The 18296-nt window shown below is 46.4% G+C and carries 22 protein-coding genes and 1 pseudogene; 4 read left to right on the top strand and 19 right to left on the bottom strand.

Translation table 11 applies throughout. The annotated features are described in order from the left end of the window. Positions 1-34: 34 nt before the first annotated feature. The 9 genes from AC0VXY_RS05010 to AC0VXY_RS04970 form a co-directional block, all read right to left on the bottom strand. Complete coding sequence (locus tag AC0VXY_RS05010; RefSeq protein WP_435992802.1) at positions 35-673, bottom strand: hypothetical protein; 639 nt, start codon at positions 671-673, stop codon at positions 35-37. Continuing rightward, complete coding sequence (locus tag AC0VXY_RS05005) at positions 666-1241, bottom strand: sigma-70 family RNA polymerase sigma factor (RefSeq protein WP_435992804.1); 576 nt, start codon at positions 1239-1241, stop codon at positions 666-668. The genes AC0VXY_RS05010 and AC0VXY_RS05005 overlap by 8 nt, the downstream gene beginning before the upstream one ends. 408 nt (positions 1242-1649) lie before the next feature. Next, the gene (locus AC0VXY_RS05000) at positions 1650-1829 is read right to left on the bottom strand and encodes a hypothetical protein (protein ID WP_475527140.1); all 180 of its coding nucleotides are present in this window, start codon (positions 1827-1829) and stop codon (positions 1650-1652) included. A 19-nt stretch (positions 1830-1848) separates the two neighbouring features. Then, positions 1849-2256 carry a YbaN family protein gene (locus tag AC0VXY_RS04995; RefSeq protein WP_435992806.1) on the bottom strand — a complete coding sequence of 136 codons (408 nt, stop codon included), beginning with the start codon at positions 2254-2256 and terminating at the stop codon, positions 1849-1851. A 95-nt stretch (positions 2257-2351) separates the two neighbouring features. Further along, positions 2352-3374 carry an ABC transporter permease gene (locus AC0VXY_RS04990; protein ID WP_475527139.1) on the bottom strand — a complete coding sequence of 341 codons (1023 nt, stop codon included), beginning with the start codon at positions 3372-3374 and terminating at the stop codon, positions 2352-2354. After that, positions 3371-4237, bottom strand: coding sequence for an ABC transporter permease subunit (locus AC0VXY_RS04985; RefSeq protein WP_475527138.1), 867 nt, complete (start codon positions 4235-4237; stop codon positions 3371-3373). The genes AC0VXY_RS04990 and AC0VXY_RS04985 overlap by 4 nt, the downstream gene beginning before the upstream one ends. Before the next feature lie 433 nt (positions 4238-4670). Further along, the gene (locus tag AC0VXY_RS04980; RefSeq protein ID WP_201712882.1) at positions 4671-5240 is read right to left on the bottom strand and encodes a manganese catalase family protein; all 570 of its coding nucleotides are present in this window, start codon (positions 5238-5240) and stop codon (positions 4671-4673) included. A 27-nt stretch (positions 5241-5267) separates the two neighbouring features. Continuing rightward, positions 5268-5528 carry a spore coat protein CotJB gene (locus AC0VXY_RS04975; RefSeq protein WP_475527137.1) on the bottom strand — a complete coding sequence of 87 codons (261 nt, stop codon included), beginning with the start codon at positions 5526-5528 and terminating at the stop codon, positions 5268-5270. Then, positions 5528-5755 (bottom strand): spore coat associated protein CotJA, encoded by a 228-nt coding sequence (locus tag AC0VXY_RS04970; RefSeq protein WP_475527136.1) that lies wholly within the window; start codon positions 5753-5755, stop codon positions 5528-5530. Before AC0VXY_RS04970 ends, AC0VXY_RS04975 begins: the two co-directional genes overlap by 1 nt. A 157-nt stretch (positions 5756-5912) precedes the next feature. Here AC0VXY_RS04970 and AC0VXY_RS04965 point away from each other — a divergent pair, with 157 nt between their 5' ends. After that, positions 5913-6617 carry a YetF domain-containing protein gene (locus tag AC0VXY_RS04965; RefSeq protein WP_475527135.1) on the top strand — a complete coding sequence of 235 codons (705 nt, stop codon included), beginning with the start codon at positions 5913-5915 and terminating at the stop codon, positions 6615-6617. A 168-nt stretch (positions 6618-6785) separates the two neighbouring features. Then, positions 6786-7301 carry a DUF3231 family protein gene (locus AC0VXY_RS04960; RefSeq protein WP_430337955.1) on the top strand — a complete coding sequence of 172 codons (516 nt, stop codon included), beginning with the start codon at positions 6786-6788 and terminating at the stop codon, positions 7299-7301. A gap of 111 nt (positions 7302-7412) precedes the next feature. On the opposite strand, the pseudogene AC0VXY_RS04955 reads toward AC0VXY_RS04960, so the two are convergent. The 6 genes and pseudogenes from AC0VXY_RS04955 to AC0VXY_RS04930 form a co-directional block, all read right to left on the bottom strand. Continuing rightward, positions 7413-8251, bottom strand: a pseudogene (locus AC0VXY_RS04955) (MBL fold metallo-hydrolase). Further along, positions 8248-9441 (bottom strand): MFS transporter, encoded by a 1194-nt coding sequence (locus AC0VXY_RS04950; protein WP_475527809.1) that lies wholly within the window; start codon positions 9439-9441, stop codon positions 8248-8250. The pseudogene AC0VXY_RS04955 and the gene AC0VXY_RS04950 overlap by 4 nt, the downstream one beginning before the upstream one ends. A 231-nt stretch (positions 9442-9672) precedes the next feature. Continuing rightward, on the bottom strand, positions 9673-10062 hold the full coding sequence (locus AC0VXY_RS04945) for a VOC family protein (RefSeq protein WP_435992821.1): 390 nt from the start codon (positions 10060-10062) through the stop codon (positions 9673-9675). Between the two features lie 190 nt (positions 10063-10252). Beyond that, on the bottom strand, positions 10253-10417 hold the full coding sequence (locus AC0VXY_RS04940; RefSeq protein ID WP_475527134.1) for a hypothetical protein: 165 nt from the start codon (positions 10415-10417) through the stop codon (positions 10253-10255). 56 nt (positions 10418-10473) lie between these two features. Continuing rightward, entirely contained in the window at positions 10474-10686 is a 213-nt protein-coding gene (locus AC0VXY_RS04935; RefSeq protein WP_475527133.1) for a hypothetical protein, read from the bottom strand. A 186-nt stretch (positions 10687-10872) separates the two neighbouring features. After that, positions 10873-12195, bottom strand: a complete 1323-nt coding sequence (locus tag AC0VXY_RS04930; RefSeq protein ID WP_475527132.1) for an ATP-binding protein — start codon at positions 12193-12195, stop codon at positions 10873-10875. A gap of 182 nt (positions 12196-12377) precedes the next feature. Here AC0VXY_RS04930 and AC0VXY_RS04925 point away from each other — a divergent pair, with 182 nt between their 5' ends. Both AC0VXY_RS04925 and AC0VXY_RS04920 read left to right on the top strand, forming a co-directional pair. After that, positions 12378-13091, top strand: a complete 714-nt coding sequence (locus tag AC0VXY_RS04925; RefSeq protein WP_435992829.1) for a DUF421 domain-containing protein — start codon at positions 12378-12380, stop codon at positions 13089-13091. Between the two features lie 54 nt (positions 13092-13145). After that, entirely contained in the window at positions 13146-13346 is a 201-nt protein-coding gene (locus AC0VXY_RS04920; protein WP_475527131.1) for a hypothetical protein, read from the top strand. A 78-nt stretch (positions 13347-13424) separates the two neighbouring features. Here the strand turns inward: AC0VXY_RS04920 and AC0VXY_RS04915 are convergent, their stop codons facing one another. From AC0VXY_RS04915 to AC0VXY_RS04900, 4 genes are all read right to left on the bottom strand, one after another. Continuing rightward, positions 13425-14828, bottom strand: coding sequence for a sensor histidine kinase (locus AC0VXY_RS04915; RefSeq protein ID WP_475527130.1), 1404 nt, complete (start codon positions 14826-14828; stop codon positions 13425-13427). Then, entirely contained in the window at positions 14818-15525 is a 708-nt protein-coding gene (locus AC0VXY_RS04910; protein WP_435992835.1) for a winged helix-turn-helix domain-containing protein, read from the bottom strand. The genes AC0VXY_RS04915 and AC0VXY_RS04910 overlap by 11 nt, the downstream gene beginning before the upstream one ends. 226 nt (positions 15526-15751) lie before the next feature. Next, positions 15752-16639, bottom strand: coding sequence for a peptidylprolyl isomerase (locus tag AC0VXY_RS04905; RefSeq protein WP_475527129.1), 888 nt, complete (start codon positions 16637-16639; stop codon positions 15752-15754). A gap of 299 nt (positions 16640-16938) precedes the next feature. Then, positions 16939-18210, bottom strand: a complete 1272-nt coding sequence (locus AC0VXY_RS04900; protein WP_475527128.1) for a S1C family serine protease — start codon at positions 18208-18210, stop codon at positions 16939-16941. Between the last annotated feature and the right edge of the window lie 86 nt (positions 18211-18296).

Genomic DNA, 18296 nt, shown 5'->3' with positions numbered 1-18296 from the left:
GGATGATGGTGCAGGAAACCATCATCCTTTTCCCTTAACGGAAGGACTCCGCCATCTGGATCATGTCGTTTTTAGTGAGAGTGATGCCGGATCGTGTCGACATATATTTCAGTTCATACATAGCCTCACCCTCTATCCATGTCAGCCTGTTTGACTTTAATGGGCCCTCTGTTTCAGAATAGCTTCCTTTAGAAGAACCGACTGTCACCGGTTCCTCTGAGAAGGTCAAATCGGTCCCGGGCTCAAGGAGCTGAAAAGACATCGTAATCGTCTGTTTCTCTGATCCCATCAAAGTGACAATTTGCGTATGACCGAACGGGCCTTCCTTCTCTTCCGTGCTTACATTTTCTACCTTGAACGGCACCTTGGTGATGAACTTGAACTCTCTTCCAAGGAACTCCGGACGATCGCTTGCTTCATATAACGGGGCGCTCGCATTATTCCCGATGATGCCCAGCTGTGTTCCTCCGAAGTAAACAAAGACCGAAAGGCAGGCGGCGAAAAATAGGACAGACAGGATTGGGGCAAAAATCGGTTTCTTCGAGATAGAAAACGACTTGGATGGTTTAGAATGGACTTCATTCAGGATATTCTCTCTCATCTCATTGGTGAAACCCCGGCCTTTGAACGTTTCTTCTTTCATCAATCCACGCAAAGATTTCAGTTCATCCATTCTTATACACCTCCCTGCGTTTAATCGTGGAACCGAGCAGCGCCTTGCCCCTTGTCAGACGGGTCTTCACCGTATTCGTATTGATGTCGAGACTCGCTCCGATCTCGGCTAACTTCATTTCCTCAAAATAATAAAGAAAAATGACTTCCCGATATTTGAGGGGCAGGGCCAGGACGCTTTGGATCAACTCTGAATTCTGCTCATTTTTGATCACGGTCTGTTCCGGTGCCCCCATCTTCCCTTTCACCAAATCGTTGATCTTATTGGAGATACTGACCATCCTCGTATCCCATCTCCTTAAATAATCCTTGCAGTGGTTAATGGCAACAGAGATGATCCAAGTCTTGAGGGAGGAATCTTCCCTGAACGTATCCATTTTTTGATAAAACTTGATGAAGATCTCCTGTGTCAGATCCTCGGCCAGGCTATGCTCTTTTACATAGGAATACACAACATAATAGACATCATTCCCGTAATCAGTCATGGCTTCCTCAAGGAGTCGGTCTTTCTCGTATTTCGTCCGCTCTTCCATTTTAGAAAATTCACCTGCTTTGTATGTATCATTCATTAGACGCAGCTCAAATGATAAAAGTTTTATTATTTACATTTTTACCCAAAAATAAAAACCTGTCGAGTCTCCTCGGTCAGGCTTTCACCGGGCAGTGCCCGCTTTCATTATTACAGAACATTCCATATCATACAATTGTTTCTTTTATTTAGCCTACTAATCTAGGTTTCGAGCTTATATATTATTTTTCAGCATAAAAACCGCTCATCCTCACTTCATATATTCAAGTCATGTCACTTTCTCTTATGAATCATGCCGGTTTTTAAGACAATCATGCGGGAATGTAATAAATCTAGCGGGCTACAGAATAATCAAGCGGGATTCCTACTTTTCATGCCGTTTCTGACCATAGTCATGCCAGGTTATTCGGCAACAAAAAAAGCCTCGTCTTCTCGACGGGCCCTCCCTTTATGTCATCCGGACAAAATACTTCTCCATTTCTCTTTCAGAGATGATCATTCTCCTTGAGAAATCCTGCGTTCGTACCACATATTCCTTGATGCCGATATATTCGGATTCAACGACCAAATAGAAACAGGAGCCCTTTTTGACTCCTCTGAAATCACGTTTTAATTGATATCTCTTCATTTTGACTAAAGCCTGTCGCTCACTGGCTCTCCTCCACTTGATACGACTGCGGCGGAATCGTCTTGATCTTCTTGATAAAATAATAATGTTTATATAATGCCAGGCCGATGAGGATGATCCGGACAGCAAGGATGTCGACGTAAAGGACGGAAAGCAGGATAAAGAAGTCTGCTATCAGATTGATTCTGATCTTTTCTTTCATGGTCATGCCCTTTTTTTCGAGAAAGGAGACCACGTATTTTTTGTAAATATACGTGTTTTTAAACCAGGCATCCACGCGCTTTGAGCTCTTGGAGAAAAAATAAACCGCCAGCAGATAAAACGGTCCACCTGGCAGGACGGGCAGGACTGTGCCGGCAACCCCGCACACCAAGGCTATGAACCCGAGCAGCATGAACAGGATGCTTTTCATTTTTTTCAATGTCATGACTCATCTCCCCTACCCTCAACCGTTTTCCTTCATTGTACTATAAATATAGCAGAAAGTCGGGTGTGACGGGTTAGGAGATTATTGTTAATCCATCACCTGTTGTTATCAACACCCCGCTCCACCAAAACAAAATCACTCTCCACCAAAATCCCTTCCACTTTCCCTGAAGCAGACCCTACCTCAGTAGAACTTACCTTCACCTCATCCTCCTCCAACAATTTCTCAAGTCCCCTCGTAATCCCCGTCAAGGACAGGATCGTCAGGGCGAAGAAGAACATCGGGATCATGAAGATCCACCAGGCGTTGGTCAATTCGACAAAGCTCATGGACATGATGCTCGCCCATTCCTGGACGAAAGGCTGCGGCGGCGGGCACATGGGACCGTAACACACATCGGTTCCACCGAAGTACAGCTCGAAAAATCCGAGGTGGGCTATGATGAGAAGCGCCTGGATCATGATTTTCGGAAAAATGATAAAGAGCCGCGGCTTCAGATGTGGAAGTACATGCTTCTTGAACAGGAAGGATTTACTTCCGCCAAGGACCCGGGCACACGTCACGAACTCTTTGTCGAGAACCTGACGTGTTTCGTTGGAAAGGAGAATCGCCGTGGTCGGAGCCATGAGCACGGCCACGGCGATGGACTGCCAAATGACCCTTTCTGTGAAACTTGTCTCAAATCCTTGCCTGGGTTCCCATAGCAAGGGGTAGAGCATATTGTAGGCGATGATCGATTGCGGGATGAAGTAAAAGGACGTAAAGATCGATTGCGTCCATTTTTTTGCCCGGGATTTCGTAAACCCTCCCAGTACCCCGATGACGAAGGAAAGAAGGAAACTGAGAAGGGAGATTCCGATTGCCGCCCCAATGGTATACTGAGCTCCCTCCAAAACTTTATAAAACAGGTGATCTCCTTCCCGGTCCGTCCCGAACGGAAAGTCAGCTGAAGGGGGAAACGGCGCGTCCCCGATGATATTGGCTTCATCATCATAAAGGATATATGTATTCGGTATTTTCCCATCCCACAGATTAAAAATCATACTCCACCCAACCAGCACGACGATGAACAGTAAACAGATGCTAATGGTGACATGATGCCGATTCCACTTTCTCATAGACTCATCTCCCTGCCTATTTTTCTCGTGATCACGAGCTGCATGAATTTTAATAGAAGATAGAGTGGAACGAATAGCATGATCGACGTAATCGCGAATATCGCAGGCGTGTTATAGGAAAATAGAAACGACGTGACCCCGAACACATTGAATAAGTATTCCAAGATTAATAGATTCGACAGCATCATCCAGATGATCTGCTTGCCGTGATAGGTTAAACTGACGAGCACATTCCGCATCATATGGATGAACATGATCCGGAATCGGCCGAGTCCCTTTCCCTTCGCAAGCTCCACATAAGGAAGTCCCTCTTCTTCTTTCAAAAAAGACACCATCGATCCCAGAAAAAAGAACGTTGGCAGGATCGAGAGCGTGACCGCCGGGAACAGGATGACCTGATTTTCTCCGAGTGATGCGACGTCGACGACGAGAATGCCGGTCTGTTTAAAAAACCAGATCACAAGCATCTGAAGGCTCCCGATGACAAAAATATCAGGAAGCGAGGCGAGATAAAACGATACGGCTTCCATCCCTTTCCGAATCCTTTTCCCCACTGAAAAATAGAGGATCATCAGTAAGACTGAACATGTTAACGCCAACCCGATTGCCAGGAAAAAGATGCGCGCACTGCTCATGAAAGCCTTCAGGATGATGGGAAAGAGAGGACGTTCGATATGCGAGACAGGATTTGTATAGACGAGATGTTGAGGCTCGACTAATTCCCTGCATACAGCCATTAATTCCTGTCCATATGTAACGAGGGAAAGCATTTGTGTTTTGAACAGGCCGGATGTGGCACTGACCAAAATGATTCCAATGATAATAAGAACGGCTTCAAGGCCGGATTGTTTGAGTTGTTTCATCTTGTACCTCCAATAATGATTCCTGCTAATCATTACCAATATACCAGATTTGAAAATTCTGTCAATTAAACCCATTGCCCGATAGGTTGTTTCGGCAAAAATGATCGGGGATGCAATTATTTCTGTGCTATTTTCTTCTCGAGGAACTCAACCCTCCCTTTCAACGATTCTATCTCTCTTTTCATCTCTTCTTCATGAGTTCCATTGAATTTTGAGCGTTTATATATAGTTGTCAAACCCCAATAAATCATTAAAAAACATAGTCCCAATATAAAAAGAACAATAATGATTCCAACTGCAGTTTCTAAAATGATCGTTCATCCTTTCCTGCATGTGACAAATGGATGATGAGTGAGTTTTTTATTATCCATTTTTTGTAATGATACCATAAAAAAACCAACGGGAGCTTCCCCTGTTGGTTTTTTCACCTCATTTAAAAAATCACCTTCCGATCCCGCTCATCTTTCAATATCTCCACCGCTTCTCGGAAACGTTGCGAATGGATGATTTCCCGTTCCCGCAAAAATCGCAGTCCATCATTCAGGTCGGGGTCATCGCTCATATTGATGATCCATTGATACGTGGCCCTTGCTTTTTCTTCGGCGGCAATATCTTCATAGAGGTCTGCGATCGGGTCACCTTTTGCCTGGATATAGGAGGCTGTGAAGGGGACACCGGCTGCGTTTTGGTAAAAAATAGCATTGTCGTGATTTACATAGTTCGCATCGAGACCCGCGTCTTTCATTTGCTGAGGTGTGGCATCTTTGACGAGTTTATACACCATGGTGGCGATCATTTCCAAATGGGCGAATTCTTCGGTCCCGATGTCGGTCAATAAGCCGATGACTTTATCGGGAATCGTGTACCGCTGATTCAAATATCTCAGGGCTGCCGCAAGTTCTCCATCGGCGCCGCCGTATTGTTCGATCAGAAATTTAGCCAGTTTCGGATTACATGTACTGACCCGTACAGGATATTGAAGTTTTTTTTCATAAACCCACATAGTGTCGATCCTCTCCTTTATTCCGTATTAGACCTGCCATGGCCAAGGCGTATCTTTCCAGTCCCACGGATAGTTTGAGTAGCTGTATCCGAACCCGGTCAGGGGACCGAATTCCTTTTCGAATTTCTTTTTGATCTTTTTCCTCATCCGTACGTATTCGTTGTACTGTTTGATGGCTTCGTAATCTTCAGGATGAGTATCTAAGTATAAGGTCAGTTCTACGATGACGAAATCAACGGTCTGAAGTTCTTCCATCACCTCATAATAATGCGCCGGAAGCTGTTTCATCAGGAGTCACCATCCCCATTCAGTTCATAAGGGCTGTAGTAAGGATCGTAGAACGCCTTCCAGAGCGTCCCGTTCCGCAATGCCTCCCGAGGGGTGAACTGCTCGAGATTCGCAGGCTGGAATCCCATATAGAGATTAGGCGGTGTCGAATACACCTTCTTCGTGATCGGCGGACAAGGATCAAAGGGACTAACGTATGGATGATACACTTTATAGTTCGTATGCAAGGTACTCCCTCCTGATTTGGCAATATCTTTCTATTGTTATGCAGAAGATTCTTCACCCATGACGGGTAAATGGAAATGGAGTCCTTTTTAAATAAATTATTCTCTAACTGCACATCTTACAAAAGTAGCATGAAAATATGAGAAGAGGTGCAGAAATATGACCATCATCGAACTTTCCTTCAGGCTTATCCTTTCCTTCCTCCTGTTGCTTACCCTTACCCGCATCATGGGAAGAAAAGAGATTTCCCAGATGACCTTCTTCAACTTTGTATCAGCCATTGCCATCGGGACGTTGGGAGCTTCCCTTGCAATCGATTCATCGATCAGTGTACGGAATGGAGTGATCGCCTTGGCAGGTTGGACCATTTTCACGGTTTTCATGGGCTATGTGGACCTTAAGTCGAAAGCATTCCGGAAAGCAGTTGAGGGGGTGCCCCGGGTCGTCGTCCGAAAAGGGGAAATCATGGATGCTGAACTGAGTAAGGTGCGGCTGGATCTGGATGCGTTGAATGTCCTGTTGAGAAAGAAGAATGTTTTTTCCATCAAGGAAGTGGATTATGCCATCTTTGAAACCGATGGGACTCTCTCAGTCATGAAAAAGGAGAAGCATCAACCCTTCACAAAGGGGGATCAACAGGCTTTCAGGAGTCCGGGCTCCACCCATCAGGTGGCTATACCGACAGCCGTGATTGAAGATGGGAAAATTGTGATGAACAGCCTGCGCGAGCTTCATGTGGATGAAGACTGGGTGAAGAAACAATTAACTTCACAAGGCATCACTGACATGACAGATGTGTTCTATGCAGAAATTCAAAAAGACGGGACGCTTGCAGTAGATCGATACAATGATGTCCTAAACTGACTCATAAGAAGCGTGAACCACTTCCCGGGTTGTGCAATCTATTCAAAACGAATCAAATGAATCACCAACTGATACATACTTTCCTGCCTTTTTGAGAAAAATATTCCTTGTGCTCGTACAATCGTTTTCGAAAGGTGGCACACAAATATGACAATCAGGAGGATAATGATGGGTATTTTAAGTGGAAATCCACAGGAAGAACCATTGCATTACGGTGAAGTATTTGGAACGTGGAACTATTTATTGACGGCTAAAGCCACTGTGGCTGGGTATCAAATGCAGCTTAATCACGCAGGCGATGATGATCTGAAGAAATTACTGAAAGATAGCATTGAAGGCGGTCAGGAAGAAATCAAACAAGTGGAGAAACTGTTAAAGGAAAATGGGATCGGACTTCCTCCCACTCCACCTGAGCCTCCACATGCCTGCCTGGATGATATCCCGACTGGCGCCCGGATGCCGGATCCAGCCATTGCAGCAGGAATGTCGGCTAATATCGCTTCAGGCTTAGTGGCCTGCAGTACGGTCATGGGACAAAGCATCCGTGAAGATGTAGCGATGATGTTCGGCCAATTCCATATGCAAAAAGCCCAATTGGGTGCAAAAGTCTTGAAGCTCAATAAAGAAAAGGGATGGTTGATTCCTCCCCCGCTTCATAAAAACAAAAATGAACATTGTGAGTAATCTATGAAATAAAGAGATTCTCAGGTCTGATATCCAGTCAACCTGAGAATCTTTTTTCATTACTCATGAACATTTAAATTCGAGGGGAGAGTACCTTTTTCGAATGAAGGGTTAATGCGGGTTCCGGTCAGCAGGTAAAGCAATGTCGTCAAAGTGTTCCACCAAATATCGCAATGCCCCTGAAAGCTCTTCCCCCTCCATCCCTTCTCCATGTCCAGTGACTGCTGCTTCTGGATTCAGACAGGATAAGGTCACCACCGATTCCCTAGCCGCTCCCAATCCATCGTGAAGTATTTCGGAGGACCGCTGATTTCTTTCTTTTGAATCATGACCCTGTATAGGGATTCCTGCCTGACTGTGACAAATGCATCTCCAGCCATCAATATCCCATCGGACTCACGGTAAAAGGAGACATGTCCCGGTGTATGACCTGGTGTATGGACCCATTTCCACCCAGTCATAAAGGGGACCTCACCATTTGCCGGTAGCACGTGAAGTCTGTCAGAAACATCGATGCCGTGATGTGGATATAGTGGGGACAATTCGCTCACCAATCCCCCATCCACCGTTGGATCTCCTTTTGGGTAATTCTTTTTTCCGGTGAGGTAAGGAATTTCCAGTTCATGTGCATACACAGGTACATCCCATTCCTCAAGAAGAGGCTCCAGTGAACCGACATGATCGAAATGTCCATGAGTCAATACAATCGCCCTTGGTTTACCGGAATGTCCGAAGCGTTCTGTTGCCGCTTCCATGATTTTCTCCTTTGAATGAGGCATCCCACAATCAATCAGCACCCAGTCCCTGCTTCCCGGAGTCCCGTAGAAACAGACATTGACGATCTGATTGGTCCAATAATACAGGTCATTGCGCACTTCCTTCCCTTTCCCACTGTTTACACTGTAGAAAGGGAGATGGGAATCGGAAAAATCGCTATCTAAAGGTCTCATTTTTTACCTCCTTTTGCCGTTGAATCAGACTTTTCAGGCTTAATAAAAATCAACACAAGCAGAAACATCAGAATACCAAGGACTCCCGCTCCAATGAGACTTACATTCAGGAGGGATTTCATCAATACCGCCATCAACGGCGGACCGGCAGCCACCCCGATGAACCTGGATGAACTATAGAAAGAGGAAATCGTCCCCCTTTGTTCTTTCTCGATGTTTTCGGTGATCAACGCGTCCATCGTCGGCAGGAGAGCTCCAATCGAGAGGCCGAGGAAGCTTGTGACTGCGAGGAGCAGAACCAGTCGCTGATCGACAAATCCTATCAAGGCGACACTGATGCTCATCAGAATCAAACTCACCGTCATGATTACCTTCATGACCTTCAGCTCACCCATGATCTTCCTGCCTGTAATAAAGGAAGAAATGCAAAGGGCCAGTAACGGAATGGCGAGCACAAAGCCTTTTTTCACCCCATACAGTCCATGGGTTTTCTCCAATGAATCCGATAGGAAAAACAAGACCGCAAACAGGACGAGCATAATGTAGATCCCGACAAGAAAGACAGTAAAAATCCATTTTCCCTCCTGTTTGAAGATCTTCTTCGTACTCTGGATGAAGGCTGAAATGGCAACGGGTTCTTCCTTCTTCTTAGGAACTTTAATGAAAAAGAGGACAAGGACAATCGAAATGAGACTGAATACAGAAATAGAGAAGAATGGAAGATACCATAAATACGCAGCAAACAAAGCCCCCAATATGGGACTCAGCACCTTGCCGAATGTGTTGGATGTCTCGATCAACCCAAGACAGGAACTCGTCTTTTCATCGTCATCCTTATACAAATCGCCGACCAGGGGCAAGATGATCGGAGCCGCCCCGGCTGCCCCGATTCCCTGGAGAACACGGCCGATAATGATCCAGGTAAAGGGATCATCCATTTTCCAGGAGGCATACCCTGCAACCAATCCGCCAATTAACGCAATCAGCAAACTCGGCAAAATGACCACCTTCCTGCCGAAGCGATCCGACAAATATCCAGCCACTGGAATCAGAAAGATCGACGCAATCGAATAACTTGTAATAATCATACTGGTCTGAAAAGAAGTGATCCCCACCTCTTTTTCAAAAATCGGCAGTACAGGAATCAGCATGGAGTTCCCCAAGGTCATGACCAAAGGAATCGATGCCATGCTCACCACACACCAATTACTAATCTTCGTCGTGCTATTGCATTGTTCTTTCAACTAAACCACCCTTTTGGATTGATCTGCTATTTATTCAGTATTTGAAAAAGGGGGGAAGAACATTCACTGAAACGATTGGCAAATATGAAAGGTAATTGGATGATTAGAATCATGGCACAAAAAAAGAAACCAACAAGAGACCCCCTTTATTTAGGGGTATGCTCCTGTTGATTTCATCTACAACTCTTTTTGATCCACATTTAATTCAATCAGATTCCCATCCGGATCTGCACAGAAGATCTGGGCAAAACCGCTTTTAGAATGGGGTTTCTCGAGAACCTCCACGCAATTTTCCTTTAACCATCGAAGCGTATCATGGTAGTTTTCCACTCTGAGGGCAAAGTGACCTTCCCGGCTGGATAGATGTTTGTCTTCCCGGATCGTCTGGGAAGACGCGTCCGCGATCAAGTGAAGCTGCTGGCCCTCAATATCATACCAGGCTCCGGGAAAATCGAAATCCGGACGTGGGATTTCCTTTAAGCATAGGGTCTTTCCGTAAAACTCCTTCGCTTTCTCAAGATCCGTCACATTCAAACTTACATGATGAAGACATTCGTACTTAATCAATCGGCTCACTTCCTTCAACTTGTCTTTCTTTTATTCTACAGAAGAAGCGGCCGTTCGGCGAGAGGGACGGACCTCTTTAATTTAAATGAAAAGGCGGATTTTAATGGATTTCACCCGTAAAAAGGGCACAAAATTGAGGTCCGTCCCTTAACGTTATCTTTAGCCGGGGCGCGTTGCCGCGGACCATTCTTCAGGATCCTCCCGAATTCTTGTGCATATTGGCATTCTTATCCGCTTCATCGATTTTTATCGCGTGTTCTGTCAGATCAGGAGGTGTCATCCCTGACTTTTTCTCCAAGTAAATCGCTATGCCTGAAACGAAAATGATCGGACCCAGTATGAATAACCAAATCATGTGTGACCTCTCCTTTCTTTTTCGCTTGCCTCATTTCAAGAGACTCAACCCGCTGCCTAAAACGCTTCATAACATTCCCTGCAATGCTGCCCATTCATCTGACGCTCATTCTCCGCCCCGCAATTCGGACAAGTGATGATCGCTGACTGCTGATCAATTCCTTTTCGGTTGTGCATGTAGTGAGACAGTGCTTTATTCACAAGAAAGACCGTCCCCACGATGGCACAACCGATTGCTCCTAATATGATGACCAGTAAGATTCCATTCACAGGATCCATTCCTTTCTGGATTACTCTTACTTATCTATACGGTCGGACATGTAAAAAGTTTCAAATCGCGAGGGACGGACCTCTGAAAACCCACCCGAAATCCCCATTCCAATGGGTTTCACCCTCAAAACAACTAAAAAACAGAGGTCCGTCCCTCGCCCTTTTAACAAAAACAGAGGTCCGTCCCTATCGCAGTGAGGGACGGACCTTTGTTGTGTGGGCCGGGTTTGGGAGGGTGCCTTCTCCTTCTTCTTTGTAGATGGGGAAGGAGAGGATGACGGAGGTTCCTTTGCCGGGTTTGCTTAGGACGTTGATGGTGCCTTTCATGCCTTCTGTGAGTTGGTAGGCGGTCATCATGCCGAGGCCTGTCCCGTTTTTGCCTTTCATGGAGAAGTATGGTTCGCCGAGGCGCATGAGTTGTTCTTTCGTCATGCCGACTCCCGTATCGTTGATGACGATGAACACCTTTTCACCTTCCTGATAGCTGAAGACCCGGAGCGTTCCCCCGGCTTCCATGGCCTCCAGACCATTTTTCATGATATTGATGAGAATCTGTTGGAGCTTGTTGGGATCCCCCTTGATGGAGTGATGATGTAAAATGTTCACCTTCAGGATGATTCCTTTTTTCACCGCCAGGGGCATAATGATTTCCTTGGATCGGTTCATCTCATCCCGGATCTCCACTTCTATCTCAAGCTCCGGGTGAGGCCGGGCAAAGTCCAAGTATTGATTGATCACCTCTGTCGCCCGGTCGATCTCCCTGACGGCGACCTTCGACAGCTCACGATTCGTGCTGACGTTGGTTGGATCTTCATTGATCAGCTGAAGGAATCCCTTCACAGTCGTAAGCGGATTCCGCACTTCATGACTCATGCTCGCTGCCAGGTGACTGACCACCTGCATCTTCTCGTATTTGATCGCTTCCAGCTGAAGAATATAGATCGTCCGGATGATTTCACACAGATAAAAGACGAAGAACGTCGATCCACTGAGGACAGCCGAATAAATCAAGAACGAGTTGTCATACGTGAAGTGAAAGATCAGGGACGGGATCCATAATGAGAGGACCGAGTACCCGAACGCAAAGAGCGTATACCAGTACACCCTCGTCATCCAGGTTTTCCCCTCCCACCTCGGACGCATATACAGGATCAATAGCGTAAAGAGAACCGCCATGACCACGGTCACCCACAATCCAGGACCCATCATCGGGGCACGGACCGCGATCATGGTAACAGCAAGCCAGGGCAGGACCCGGTTCCCTCCATAGATTCCCCCGAGCAGAAACGGAATGAACCGCAGATCATACACAAATCCATCTTCCAATCGAACACTTAACGCAAGGCTGAGTAACAGAAGAAGCGAACTGGCCAAATAGATCGATAGCGGCTTAATGTGAAGTTTATGTACTTTATTTCGGGAAAGGTAATGAAAGCTTATCAGTAAAATGATGATCAATATGGCAAGGAGGTTAAGAAGGAGACCGGTCAATAACTCAAAGTGATTCATCGGTATTGCTTCCCTACTTTCAGTAATTTTAAAAGATTAAAAAAAATCAAACTTTACATTCTATTATAACTGAAATGAACAGATTGTGTTTTATTTTTATTGGACAGGATTTTGCATGCTCGTCTTCTTTCTCCATCCTTTGTCCATAATGGGAATGAATACTTTGAATAAGGAGATACCCTATGGATGGAGTTTTAATCGCTGTCGCAAGAACGATGATCAGTTTTCTATTATTGGTCATTGTCACGTTAGCTATTGGTAAACATATCAATTCACACAAAAATCATTACAGCTTTGCCCTGTCGATCACGGTGGGTTCCTGCATTGCCAATATGGGATTTGATACGAACATCGATTTTTTAAATATCTTCATTTCTTTTATAGTGCTGGTCTTATTATTTTATCTATTTCTGATACTGTCTTCGAAAAAACGGCTATTCAGACGATGGTTATCAGGGCGTCCCACGGTTCTAATGGAAGAGGGAAAAATTTTGGATGAGAATATGAAAAAACTAAAGTTCACGATGGATGACTTGAATCAGCACCTCCGGGAACTTGGTGTGTTTGACATAAACGAAGTGGAATATGCCCTGTTGGAAGTGAGCGGAGTACTGTCCATCAAAAAGAAAAATCGTTTCCTGCCCCTCACAAAGACAGACATGAATATGGACCCTTCCCCCTCTGCTTCCATTCCCATTGAGTTGGTCATGGAGGGCAAGGTCATTTCGAAAAACCTGATTCCTCCCTACTCATTACAATGGCTGGAAATTGAAGCGAACAAGAGAGGAATCACATTGGAAGACATCTATTATGCCGTGATCAACAGCAATGGCACCTTGTTCATCGACCTTTTTAAAGATCATCTCCCGGGCGACAGTGAACGAATGGACAGATGAAGGCATATAGTATCTCAACGTCCGAATATACCAATTAAATGGGAGAGTGACCGTATGTTCCAGTACCGAACACCGGGGAATCATGTTGTCTATCCGCCTGACCCCAGGTACCGTCCTTATCACAGACAATATACAGGAGGGTATGATACCCATGTGCATATGATCGAAGCACACTATTCCCAGTTGAATCGAAAAGTACAGCGACTTCTCGAAAGGGTCGAACATATTGAGAGGTATCTTGGGATCAAGCCGTAGTCAGCTGATGAAAAAAACAGGAACAGGTACCTCGTCTCAGGAAGGCCAAGGTGCCTGTCCCCGTGGCTTTACAACCCGTCAAAGCGGCAGCCGGATCACAAACCTCGTCCCCTCCCCCTTCTCACTGAACACATCAATCGATCCTTCATGCATAAGGACCAATTGCTTCACGATGGAGAGTCCGATGCCGAATTCACCATATGGATTATTCGTGCGGGACAGGTCCGCTTTATAAAAACGGCGCCAAATGGACTTGATTTCCTCAGGGTCCATGCCGATTCCGTTGTCTTCGATTTCAATGACCGATTCGTTTTCGGAAGAGGATCCCTTCAAGGTGATCGTTCCTCCCGTGGTGAACTGGATGCTGTTTTTTGTGATGTTGATCAGGATTTGGACGAGACGGTCGTAGTCGGCATGCACCACTGCATCTTCGTCTGCCAGAACCGTGATGGAGTTCCCTTTTTCCTCTGCCTGCAGGTCGAGCTGGTCCTTGATGACTTCGAATAGATCGAGTAACGGCAGGGTCACTTTCGAGAGGACCACCTGATTGGACCGGATTTTCTCATAATCCAGATTCTCGTTCACGAGGCGGATGAGCCGCTTCGTTTCCTGACTGACAAGACCGAAGCTTTTCTCTTTCTGTCCCTCGGGGATCATGTCGTTCCGGATCCCTTCGATGACACCCCTGATCGTCGTCAGCGGTGTTCTCAGTTCGTGGGAGACATCGGCCATGAACTGCCGTCTCCGGTTTTCCAGGGCGTCGATTTCTTCTTTTGATGCCCTGAGTTTCGTCACCATTCGATTGAAATCTTCGGCAAGGTCACCGATTTCATCGAAGTTCGAGCTCGGGACATGAACATCATAATCTCCCGACGATACCTTAGACGTGGCATCCCTCATCCGCTGAATCCGTTTCACGTGGAGCTTTGATAAGAACAAGCTGACAAGCACAGAAATGGCAAGCGCCAACAACACGATATACAGCAGGTAATGATTGATCTCACTCAGCATTTCCCTCGAACCGCTGATCGGGGAAATCAGGATCAGTCCGCCCGTTAGCTGCTCATTGACCACCCGGGGCATGATGACGAGTGAAACCGCTTGATCAAAGCGTCCGAAATCTTTTTTCAACGGAACGGTTTCACCGCTCTCGATTTTCTGCCACTCTTCTTTCGAAAGCTCGATCCGCGGATACACCCCGCCACTTGAAAAGGATACTTCCCCCTGACGATTGAATGTGATCACCTCAATATTCCGGGCATGCAGCAGGTTACTGTATTCATCCAAATAAAGGGGACGTCTCGGACTTGGCCTTTCAAGGTCTGATAAAATTTTATCCCCATACGTCCGCAGCTCCGTGACCTTATTTTCATACACCAGGTTTTCGACATAATGGGAAAACAGGAGGCCGAGGATCATGAAGGCGATGATGAGGACGCTCGTATGACTGAGGAGCAGCTGATACAGATACCTAAACTTCATCCCCGGCCGCCGCCTCATCGAATTTATATCCTACGCCCCACACCGTATGAAGATACGGCTTGTCCTTGCTGCCGATCTTATTGCGGAGCCGCTTGATATGTACATCCACCGTCCGCTCGTCCCCGTAAAAATCATAGCCCCATACACGCTCCAGAAGCTGTTCCCTCGAGAACACCTGCCGCGGATGCTTTGAAAGATAATAGAGAAGTTCAAACTCTTTCGGCGTCAGATTGGTAAGAGGAACGCCTTTCAGGAAAACTTCACGGGTTTCCTTGCTGATCCGGAAGTCGGACGTGTCGACATCCTGAGTTCCTGTACTATTTTTCTCCCCTTGACCTTGATAACGCCGGGTCACCGCCCGGATCCTCGCCATCAGGGCAAGGGGTGAAAAGGGCTTCGTCACATAATCATCGGCCCCGAGTTCAAGACCGAGCACCTGATCGGACTCACTGTCCTTCGCCGTCAGCATGATGACCGGAACCTGTGATCCTTCCTCCCTGATCTTCCGGCAAATCGTCACGCCGTCCATCCCGGGAAGCATCCAATCGAGAATGACAAGATCCCACTCGCCTTCCTGATAACGACGGTACCCCTCAGCGCCGTCATGGACAAACTCACCCTTTATATCTTCTTTAGAAAAAAACATCTCAAGCATGCTTGTGACGCTTTGATTGTCTTCTACGACCAACACGTTCATGACCATCGCTCCTTTTTGAATCAGGTGAGCCGCGGGGACAGGTCCCTTGGCCACCTCTCTCTACCTAAAGTATAGTCGTTTTACCCGATTCGTTCTATGTATTTCCCTTCATACAAAAACCCCCGCAATGTAAGCGGGGATTTCCTTCCTTATAATGATTCACTTTGAGTTTTCAGTTTGATAGGCGAGGTCCTTTTTCGACTGTACCGTGATGGCCATGACCGGTTTATGAATCTTTCAATGTATTTTCAATCTTATACTCTTTCTTCTTCTCAGAAAGCCACGTTCCATACTCCGTCTGAAGGGCCTGATCAAACAGGATGTCCTTGATTTCATCTTTATGATCGGCAAGGACCGCCTCTTTCGCTTCTTTCTTGCCCGTCACCTTGATGATATGGTAGCCGAATTCCGTCTTGACCGGCTCACTGATTTCGCCTTTCTTCATAGAAAACGCCTTATCATCAAACGCTTCCACCATTTCACCTTTGCCAAAATAACCAAGCTCCCCGCCTGAATCGGCATTCGACGTATCCGTGGAATACTCTTTCGCAAGCTCGGCAAAATCTCCGCCGTTATCGAGTTTCTTCTTCACTTCTTTTGCTGTTTTTTCATCGTCCACCAGGATATGACTGGCTTCAACCTGCTCTTTTTGTGCAAACGTATCCTTATTCGCTTCGAAATATTCCTTGATCTGATCATCCGTGATCTTGATCCGGTCCTTCAGCAGCTTCTCCGTCAACAGGTACGTCTTGATATTTTCTTTGACACTATCGAGATCCGCTCCGCTTGAAGCGAGAGCCTCATTGAATGCCTCTTCACTGTCATATTGCCCTTTGATACTCTCCAGTTCTTTCTTAATTTCACTATCTTTGACCGTTAAATCCTTCTTCTCACTCTCAAGCTTCACGATCTTCTCGGCAATCAGTGTGTCCAGGGCGCCATCCCCGTATTGATCCACAAGCGTCGTGTACAGATCCTCTTTACTGATGGACTCGCTTCCCACTTTGGCGACTGCATCCTCTTTGGAAAATCCAAACACCGCAAGCAGCGATCCAATGAGGACAACGCCTCCGATAAGACTCCATAATGTGATTGATTGTTTCTTCTTAGTCACTTATTCGTACTCCTTTATGTTCATTTATTTATAGTGTGGTTGTTTTGGTACCTGGTACATTTTGGTGTGTTTGTGCCTGGTACATTTTGCTCTAGTTGTACCTGGTACACTTTGCTCTGTTTGTACCTGGTACATTTCGCTCTAGTTGTACCTGGTACATTTCGCTCTGTTTGTACCTGGTACATTTCGCTCTAATTGTACCTGGTACACCTCACCAAGTTTGTACCAGGTACATTCCACTCGTTTTGTACCTGGTACATTCCACTCGTTTGGTACCAGGCACCCTACAACCTCAAGCCTCACCCATTCATCATCGCATTACTAGTAAGAGTCAAACTCACCGTCATTTTTTTACCGTCACGGTAGATGGTCAGGTCTATTTTATCCCCGACTTTCGGGCCGTCGTACAGCTGTCTTCTCAGGTCTGCGACATTTTCGACCGACTTGCCGTTCATCTCGGTGATCGCGTCCCCTTCTTTGATCCCGGCGTCCGCTGCTGCGGAGGTTGGATCGACATTGGCGATGACCACTCCGGATTCAACGGATTGAGGCAGATTCGGTAAGTACGAACGAGGGATATCTGCCAGGTTCTTCATCCCGATCCCAATATACGGGCGCTCCACTTTGCCTGTTTTGATGATTTTGCTGACGATCGGCATGAAGTCCTTGCTTGGAATCGCAAACCCGAGTCCCTCTACACCGGAGTTCGAGATCTTCGCGCTGTTGATCCCGATCAGTTCACCTTTTGAGTTCAGAAGCGCCCCTCCGCTGTTGCCAGGGTTGATCGCTGCGTCAGTCTGGATGACGTTCAGTTCAGATTTCCCTTCAGATGTCTGCACGGGAATCGTCCGATCGACTGCGCTGACTATTCCCTGTGTCACAGTCCGTGATAGGTCGAGTCCAAGGGGGTTCCCAATGGCGATGACCTTTTCACCGGCGCGCAGAGCACTCGAGTCGCCGACTTCCAACAGATTGTCTGCATATTTCCCGTCAATCTTCACGACTGCCAGATCCGTCAGCGGGTCCGCTCCGATGAGCTCACCCTCGGTCTTTTCCCCGTCGTAGAGAGAGACTTCAATTTTGGATGCACCTTCAATTACATGGTTGTTCGTAATGATGAAAGCACTGTCCCCTTCTTTTTTAAAAAGAACGCCGGAACCTGTCCCCGCAGGAGTCGCCTCTCCTGCTCCCATTCGGCTCTGATTCTGATAATTGACGATTCCGACGATGGATTCAGAAGCATCCTCCACAATATCCGCTATATCGCCGCTTGTCCCGGTTGAAACCGATGTGGGCGTGATTTCTGAATTCGCCTCCGAGTCTGCTTGTCCGTTATCTGCAGACTGCTCGACGCCCGGCTGAGCCAGGTCCTGATAGTAGTCCGTTTGAGGCAATACCGTCAGCGTCAGGACCGAACCGATGATACCCGCACCAACTGTGTTAAGCAATCCCCTTCCTTTGAACGGCTTCTTCTGCTTCGGAGTCCGTTGCACTTCTTCTTTTTGAGTGACTTCTGTATCGTTTGTTTCCGTATGTTTCATTTCTTCATTTTGATTGTCTTGTTCAAACATGTTTTTTCCTCCTCGATTGATTTTGTCAGTTAATCTTTGCTGTTGATTTCATCTTAGAGGGTAAATGTTACGAAACTATTAACAAT

The sequence above is a fragment of the Rossellomorea sp. QJM3NY_18 genome, from assembly GCF_056173145.1.
The sequence above is the reverse complement of the archived record's forward strand: the minus strand, read 5'-3'. Positions and strand labels throughout refer to the sequence as shown.

Bases quoted from the DNA above. Each gene is read 5' to 3' on its own strand.
- AC0VXY_RS04920 (WP_475527131.1), top strand. From the start codon at position 13,146: ATGTTCCAGTACCGAACACCGGGGAATCATGTTGTCTATCCGCCTGAC.
- AC0VXY_RS04950 (WP_475527809.1), bottom strand. From the start codon at position 9,441: ATGGCATCGATTCCTTTGGTCATGACCTTGGGGAACTCCATGCTGATT.
- AC0VXY_RS05005 (WP_435992804.1), bottom strand. From the start codon at position 1,241: ATGAATGATACATACAAAGCAGGTGAATTTTCTAAAATGGAAGAGCGG.
- AC0VXY_RS05010 (WP_435992802.1), bottom strand. From the start codon at position 673: ATGGATGAACTGAAATCTTTGCGTGGATTGATGAAAGAAGAAACGTTC.
- AC0VXY_RS04985 (WP_475527138.1), bottom strand. From the start codon at position 4,237: ATGAAACAACTCAAACAATCCGGCCTTGAAGCCGTTCTTATTATCATT.
- AC0VXY_RS04910 (WP_435992835.1), bottom strand. From the start codon at position 15,525: ATGAACGTGTTGGTCGTAGAAGACAATCAAAGCGTCACAAGCATGCTT.
- AC0VXY_RS04940 (WP_475527134.1), bottom strand. From the start codon at position 10,417: ATGATTTGGTTATTCATACTGGGTCCGATCATTTTCGTTTCAGGCATA.
- AC0VXY_RS04995 (WP_435992806.1), bottom strand. From the start codon at position 2,256: ATGACATTGAAAAAAATGAAAAGCATCCTGTTCATGCTGCTCGGGTTC.
- AC0VXY_RS05000 (WP_475527140.1), bottom strand. From the start codon at position 1,829: ATGAAGAGATATCAATTAAAACGTGATTTCAGAGGAGTCAAAAAGGGC.
- AC0VXY_RS04900 (WP_475527128.1), bottom strand. From the start codon at position 18,210: ATGTTTGAACAAGACAATCAAAATGAAGAAATGAAACATACGGAAACA.
- AC0VXY_RS04925 (WP_435992829.1), top strand. From the start codon at position 12,378: ATGGATGGAGTTTTAATCGCTGTCGCAAGAACGATGATCAGTTTTCTA.
- AC0VXY_RS04980 (WP_201712882.1), bottom strand. From the start codon at position 5,240: ATGTGGGTTTATGAAAAAAAACTTCAATATCCTGTACGGGTCAGTACA.
- AC0VXY_RS04965 (WP_475527135.1), top strand. From the start codon at position 5,913: ATGACCATCATCGAACTTTCCTTCAGGCTTATCCTTTCCTTCCTCCTG.
- AC0VXY_RS04915 (WP_475527130.1), bottom strand. From the start codon at position 14,828: ATGAAGTTTAGGTATCTGTATCAGCTGCTCCTCAGTCATACGAGCGTC.
- AC0VXY_RS04990 (WP_475527139.1), bottom strand. From the start codon at position 3,374: ATGAGAAAGTGGAATCGGCATCATGTCACCATTAGCATCTGTTTACTG.
- AC0VXY_RS04960 (WP_430337955.1), top strand. From the start codon at position 6,786: ATGGGTATTTTAAGTGGAAATCCACAGGAAGAACCATTGCATTACGGT.
- AC0VXY_RS04930 (WP_475527132.1), bottom strand. From the start codon at position 12,195: ATGAATCACTTTGAGTTATTGACCGGTCTCCTTCTTAACCTCCTTGCC.
- AC0VXY_RS04975 (WP_475527137.1), bottom strand. From the start codon at position 5,528: ATGAAACAGCTTCCGGCGCATTATTATGAGGTGATGGAAGAACTTCAG.